The sequence below is a fragment of the Methylobacterium sp. GXF4 genome (genome assembly GCF_000272495.1).
GTDB lineage: Bacteria > Pseudomonadota > Alphaproteobacteria > Rhizobiales > Beijerinckiaceae > Methylobacterium > Methylobacterium brachiatum.
On the sequence record NZ_AKFK01000001.1, the window covers coordinates 22,385 to 28,959 of the forward strand.

The 6,575-nt window shown below is 73.7% G+C and carries 4 protein-coding genes; all 4 read right to left on the reverse strand.

Going from position 1 to position 6,575, the window contains the following annotated elements; genetic code table 11:
• Positions 1-19 precede the first annotated feature (19 nt).
• The gene (locus WYO_RS00145) at positions 20-1,936 is read right to left on the reverse strand and encodes a response regulator (RefSeq protein ID WP_047170695.1); all 1,917 of its coding nucleotides are present in this window, start codon (positions 1,934-1,936) and stop codon (positions 20-22) included.
• A gap of 50 nt (positions 1,937-1,986) precedes the next feature.
• Positions 1,987-3,708, reverse strand: coding sequence for a response regulator (locus WYO_RS00150; RefSeq protein ID WP_007557613.1), 1,722 nt, complete (start codon positions 3,706-3,708; stop codon positions 1,987-1,989).
• Positions 3,705-4,784: a chemotaxis-specific protein-glutamate methyltransferase CheB gene (gene cheB, locus WYO_RS00155; protein ID WP_007557614.1), complete on the reverse strand. Its 1,080-nt coding sequence runs from the start codon at positions 4,782-4,784 to the stop codon at positions 3,705-3,707. Before cheB ends, WYO_RS00150 begins: the two co-directional genes overlap by 4 nt.
• The coding region (locus WYO_RS00160; RefSeq protein ID WP_007557615.1) for a response regulator at positions 4,781-6,575 on the reverse strand (1,795 nt) is incomplete at its 5' end. The genes WYO_RS00160 and cheB, both read right to left, overlap by 4 nt.

Here is a 6,575-nt window from a genome sequence, read left to right on the forward strand (position 1 = left end):
GAAGCAATGACGGTTTGGATCAACCGTGCCCCGCGCCCGCCCCGTCCAGCAGCTCCGAGACCCGGCTCGCCAGGTCGGCGGAGCGGAACGGCTTGGTCAGCACCGGGAGGTCGTCCGGGATCTGCATCGCCTCGGCATGGCCGGTGAGGATCAGCACCGGCAGGCTGGGGTCGCGGACGCGGATCTCGGCGGCGAGCTCGATGCCGCTCATGCCCGGCATGGCGAGGTCGGCGACGATCAGGTCGAAGCGTCCGGGCGCGAAGGACCGCAGCGCGGCCTCGCCGTCGCCGGCCTCGGTGGCGTCGTGGCCGAAGCCCGCCAGGAACGAGGCGGTGACGTGCCGGACCTGCGCGTCGTCGTCGACCACCAGGATCCGCGCCGGCCGGGCCGCCACCGGGACATCGCCCGGCGCGCGCGTCGGCTGCTGGGGCGCCTCGGCCGCGAAGGGGAGGGCGAGCTCGACCCGGGTGCCCCGGCCGACCTCGCTCTCGATGGCGAGCCGGCCCTTCGATTGCTGGGCGAGGCCGAACACCATGGCGAGCCCGAGACCGGTGCCCTGGCCCACCGCCTTGGTGGTGAAGAACGGCTCACAGACCCGGCGCAGGATCTCATCCGGGATGCCGGTGCCTTCGTCGGAGACGCTGACGCCGAGATAGGAGCCGTCGGCGATCTCCGGGTCGCCCGCGATGTCGAGGCGCCGCGTCGCCACCGTGATGGTGCCGCCGTCGGGCATCGCGTCCCGGGCGTTGATGCACAGGTTGAGCACCGCGAGTTCGAGCTGGTCCGGATCGACCTGGACGGCGGGCAGCCCGGCGGTCAGCTCCGTGCGGACGCTGACCAGGCCGCCGAGGCTGCGGCCGAACAGGTCGCTCATCCCGCCGATCAGGGCGTTGACGTCGGTGGCCCGCGCCTGGAGGTCGTGGGCGCGGCTGAAGCTCAGGAGCCGCTTGGTCAGGGAGGCGCCGCGCTCGGCCGCGCCGCGGGCGTTCTCGATCAGGCGCTGCACCCGGGGCTGCTCGGCGACCTTGGGGGCGGCGAGTTCCAGGCTGCCGAGGATCGCGGTCAGCAGGTTGTTGAAATCGTGCGCGATGCCGCCGGCCAGGGTGCCGAGCGCCTGCATCTTGTCGGATTGGCGCAGCCGCGCCTCCAGGGTCCGCTGCTCAGTCACGTCCCGCTCGATCACCGCGAGGTGGCTGACCGCGCCGCCAGCGTCGCGGATCGGCACCCGGGTGACGTGGCTCCACAGCTCGGCGCCGACCGGGCCCTCACTGGTCAGGCTCTCGGCCACCGTGCCGGAGCGGATCGCGGCGGCATCGGCCTCGGCCACGCTGCCGCCCTTCGCGCCGAGCAGGTCGCCCTCGCGCTGCCCGATGCAGCTGAAGACGTCCCGGCCGAGCAGGGTCGCCTTGCGGGCGTTGAGCCGCACGAACCGCCCGTCCGCATCCTTGAAGCTGATCGCGTCCTGGGCGTGGTCGAGCAGCCCGCGCAGCAGCGCCCGCTCGGTGGCGAGGTCTCGGCCCAGGCGATGGCGCTCGAAGGCCTGCCGGACGGTCGAGCGCAGCAGGCTCGCGTCCCAGGGCTTGGTGACGTAGCCGACGATGCCGCCGCGGTTGAGCGCGGCGATCACCGCGGTGATGTCGGCATAGCCCGTGAGCAGGATCGCCTGCGCGTCGTGGAAGGCGCGGGCCTCGGCCAGCAGCGCGTCGCCGGTGAGGCCGGGCATGCGCTGGTCCGACAGGACCACGGCGATGTCGGGCTCGGCGTGCAGGATCTCGAGCGCCTCGTTCGGGTTCGAGGTGGTCAGCACCCGGTAGGAATCCTCGAACAGGTCCTCCAGGGCGATCAGGATATCCGGCTCGTCATCGACGGCCAGGATGGTCCCGCGGGGGCCATCGAACCCGGCCTCCTGAGCGTGGTGCGAATGCGTCTCTGTCACCGAACCGGTGTCCACTGCAGCGGGGAATGCTCGTCCGACCGTGCCTTCACTCATGCGCTGGCCGCCTGCCGCGGAATCCCGATCACGAAGCAGGCTCCCCCGTCCGGCGCCGCCTCCACGGTGAGCGAGCCGCTATGCGCCTGAACGACGCTGTAGGCAATCGCAAGACCCAGGCCGGTGCCTGAACCCACCGGCTTTGTTGTGAAGAATGGCTCGAATATCTTCTCACGCAGGTCTTCCGGGATACCAGGACCAGTATCGCTGATGCGAATCTCGTCGACCTCCGGTGTTGATAGGGTGTTGATCCGGATCATGCCACCCTCCGGCATGGCGTCGGCGGCGTTGCCGAGGATGTTCATCACCACCTGGTTGAGCAGCGCCGGGGTGCAGTGAATCTCGGGCCGGCCGGCGAAGCTGCGCTCCACGGCGATCCGATCGCCGAGCTTGTGCTGGATCAGCGCCAGCACGGTCTCGATCGCCTCGGGCACGTTGACCAGCGCCCGCTCGCCCTCGTCGAGGCGGGAGAACTTGCGCAGGTTGAGCACGAGGTCCTGGATCCGGGTCAGACCCATCCGCATGGAGCCGACCCGCTGGCGGGCCTTGTCGAGGGCGCGGGTGGCGGCCTCCGGGGCCGCGTTCGGCAGCTCGTTGAGCAGGCGCTCCACCGTGCCCTGATGCGCCAGGATGAAGGCCAGGGGGTTGTTGATCTCGTGGGCGATGCCGGCGACCAGCTCGCCCAGCGAGGCCATCTTGGCGGCCTGGACCAGCTTGGCCTGGGCCTCGGTGATCTGCCGGTTGGCGTCGGCGAGGTCGCGGTTGGCCCGCTCCAGGGCGTCGGCGAGGCGGGCACGCGCCTCGGAGGCCTCGGCCTCGGCGCGGGCGCGCTCCACCGCCCGCTCGCGCTCGCCGAACTGGCCGGCGATGCGGCGGTCGTCCTCCTCCAGCAGACGCCGGCGGACGAAGCCGCGCACGCGCAAGGCCAGCACCTCGGCATCGGTCTTCGAGACCACGTCGTCGGCGCCGGCCGCGAAGGCCTCGACCAGAAAATCCTTGGCCGGGTCGCTGCCCGCGATGCCGACGAGGTGGAAACCGGCGCCGGCCGCCTGGCCGGAGCGGCGCTGGCTGATCGCCCGGCACAGGGTCAGGCCGTCATAGGCGTGGCCGAGCAGGTCGACGGTCACGCAGTCGAACGCGTCCTCGGCGACCCCGTCGAGGGCGTTAAGCGCCGCCTCCGGCCCGTCGGCGGTGGCGACGTGGTGGCCCTCCTGCCCGAGGAGGCCCGCCAGGAAGGTCCGGTACGTGAGGCTGCCGTCGATCACCAGGATCCGGCCGCGCCGGAACGCGGCGGCGCCCGGGCCCTCGCCGTCGCCCGACGCCCGGCGCTCGCGCAGCAGCGCGCGGATGCGCAGGATCATCAGGTCGCGGTCGGCGGATTTCGGCAGGTAGGCGTCGGCGCCGCTCTCCAGGCCCTTCCGCTCGCCGCCGCCGCCGCCGGTGAGCATCAGGACCGGCAGGGCGCGGGTGCGCAGGGACAGGCGCATCTGCCGGATCAGCTCGTCGCCGTCCATGCCGGGCAGGTGGTAATCGGCCACCACGAGGTCGGGCTGGGTGCGGTTGAGATGGTCGAGGGCGGCCTCGGCCGAGGGGCAGCGCTCCACCGCGAAGCCGTGGGCCTCCAGGAGGAGGCGCAGCTCCAGGGCCTGCGTCTCCGAATCCTCGACCAGCAGGATCCGGGCGGGCCCATCCTGGGCGCCGGCCTCGCTCCGGCTCACGGCCGCGCCCCGGGATCGGCGAGCCGCAGGACGTGGTCGCCGATCCGGTCCAGCGGCAGGATCGTGCGGGCGGCGCCGAGCCGCACCGCGGCCGCCGGCATGCCGTAGACCACCGCGGTGCTCTCGTGCTCGGCGACCGTCTGGGCGCCGGCCCGGTGCATGTCGGCGAGCCCGACGGCCCCGTCCTCGCCCATGCCGGTGAGCAGCACGCCGATCCCCGCGGCGCCGGCCTGGCGGGCGAGGGAGCGGAACAGCACGGTGGCGGCCGGGCGCTGGCCGGAGACGGGCTCGGTGTCGACCACCCGCAGCACGCGGCCCGATCCGAGCTCGAGATGGCGGTCGCCGGGCGCCACGTAGACGCGGCCGGGCTCGGCCCGCTCGCCGTCCTGCGCCAGGGAGACCGGCAGGGCCACGACGCTGTCGAGCCAGTTCGCGAACCCCTCCATGAAGGCCGCGCCCATATGCTGGACCACGAGCACCGGCAGCGGGAAGGTCTTGGGCAATGCGCCGATCACCCGGGCGAGCGCCGGCGGGCCGCCCGTGGAGGCCGCGATCGCCAGCAGGCTCGGGGCCTGCCCGGCCAGGTCGGCCGGCGCCGCGAAGGATCCCGAGAAGGCGGCCAGGCTGTTCCGGCCGGCCCATTCGGTGCCGATCGGGCGCCGCCGGATCACCGGGACCTGGGCCATGATCCGCAGCTGGGTGCAGATCTCGCCGGCCACCGCCTCGTAGCCGGCATGGGTGGTGGCCACGGGCTTCTCGACCACCGACAGGGCGCCGGCGCGCAGGGCGTTCATCGAGATCCGCAGGGAAGAATCTTCCACCGAATCGGCGATCACGACGATCGGGGTGGGCTGCTCGGCCATGATCCGGCGCGTGGTCTCGAGACCGTCGATGCCGGGCAGGCGGATATCCATCGAGATCACGTCGGGCCGCACCGTCTGGAGGGTGCCCAGCGCCTCCTCGCCGGAGGCCACCGCGGCGACCAGTTCGAGCCGGGGATCGCGCGAGACGATGTAGCGCAGCAATTCGCGCACGACGAGGCTGTCCTCGACCAGCATCACCCGCACGGGCGTCATAGCAGCTGCCCGATCGTGTCGAGCAGATGGCGCTGGTCGAATTTCTGCTTGGTCAGGTAGGCGTCCGCGCCGAGATCGAGGCCCCGGGACACGTCGGCGGCATCCCCGCGCGAGGTCATCAGGATCGTCGGCAGCCGGGCGAAGCGCGGGTCGGCGCGCAGCGCCTTCAGCAGGCCGAAGCCGTCGAGGCGCGGCATCTCCACGTCGGCGAGGACCAGATCGACGGGCTCGATCTCGGCGCGCAGCCGGTCGAGGGCGTCCTGACCGTCGACGCAGACGACCACGCGGTAGCCGGCGGCTTCCAAGATGCCCTTCTCCAAGGTCCGGGTGGTGATCGAATCGTCGACGACCAGGATGGTCGCCCGCGCGGTGGCGCGCTGTGAGGTCGTCGAACGTGGAGCCTGCGCCATCGTTCCGGCCGACAGGCCCGCAGATGTCGCACTCGCCCGCGCGGCGAGCCCCTCCGGGTCGAGGACCAGCACCGGCACGTCGCCGGGCAGCACCGCGGTGCCGGCGATCAGGTCGGGATCGGACCCGAAGGACGGCGCCGGCAGGACCAGCAGCGCCCGGACATCGTGCAGGCGCTCGACCCCCAGCGCCAGGCGGCCGCCGCCGGCCCGGAGCAGCACCGCAATCAGGATCGCCGGATCCTGTCCGGCGGCATCCGGGGCGGCGGGCGCCTGGCCCAGGATCTCGGTGAGATCGGTGATCGGGTGGTTGGTGGCCGCCTTGCCGTCGCCGACCCGCAGGATCGTCCGGCCCATCGCCACCGGCAAGGCGGCCCGGTCGAGCCGCAGCAGGCGCTCCACGGCGCCGCCCGGCAGGGCATAGGTCCGGCCACCCGCCTCGACCAGCAGCAGGCTGCGCCGCGCCGCCGAGAGCGGCAGGCTGAAGACCAGGGCGGTGCCGGCGGGCTCGCGCGGCTCCAGGCGGACGCTGCCGAGGAGCTGGCGGGCCGCGTCGGCGGCGACCGACAGGCCGTAGCCGCGTCCCGACAGGGTATCGACCGCCTCCGCGGTGGAGAAGCCGGGCTCGAAGACGAGGCGCAGCAGGGTCTCGGGATCGTCGGCCTCCCCGGGGGCGAGCAGGCCGCGGGCGCGGGCGGTGGAAGCGATCCGGGCCAGGTCCGGCCCCGGCCCGTCATCCGCGACGGTGACCTGCAGGCGCGAGCCGCGCACGGCCACCTCCAGCCCGAGCCGCAGGGCCTCGGGCTTGCCGGCGGCGCGGCGGATCTCCGGGCTCTGCCAGCCATGGCTGAGGGCGTTGCGCAGGGCGTGGAGCAGTGGGTCCTTCAGGGCCTGGAGCAGGCCGCGCTCCACCGGCAGGTCGAGGCCGCGCAGGTCGAGATCGACGTCGCGGCCCTGCTCCCGGGCGGTCTCGCGGATCGAGCGGGCGAGGGGGCCGAGCACGGTCTCGGCCGGCACCAGGGCGAGGCGCTCGGCCTCGGTGCGGACCCGGAAGGCCGCGCCCTCGATCGCGCTGGTGGCCGCGGCCTGGCGGCGGGACAGCTCGGCGGCCTCCCGGGCGAAGCCGCCGAGACGGGCGGCCAGCGCCCGCAGCGCCGGGGCTTCCGCGTCGGATTTCGCGGCCAGCGCCTCGGCGCCGACGCGCATGTCCCGGGCGAGCCGGGCGAGGCGTGCCAGGCCCTCGGCGGCGGGCGCCTGCGCCGCCAGGGTGCTGGTCAGGTCGTGGCTCGCCCGGGCCAGAGCCTCCACGGCCTCACCGGGCACGCGCAGGATCGCGGCTCCGGATTCGGCGGGTTCAGGGGGCGGCGCGGGGCTTGGCGCGGCG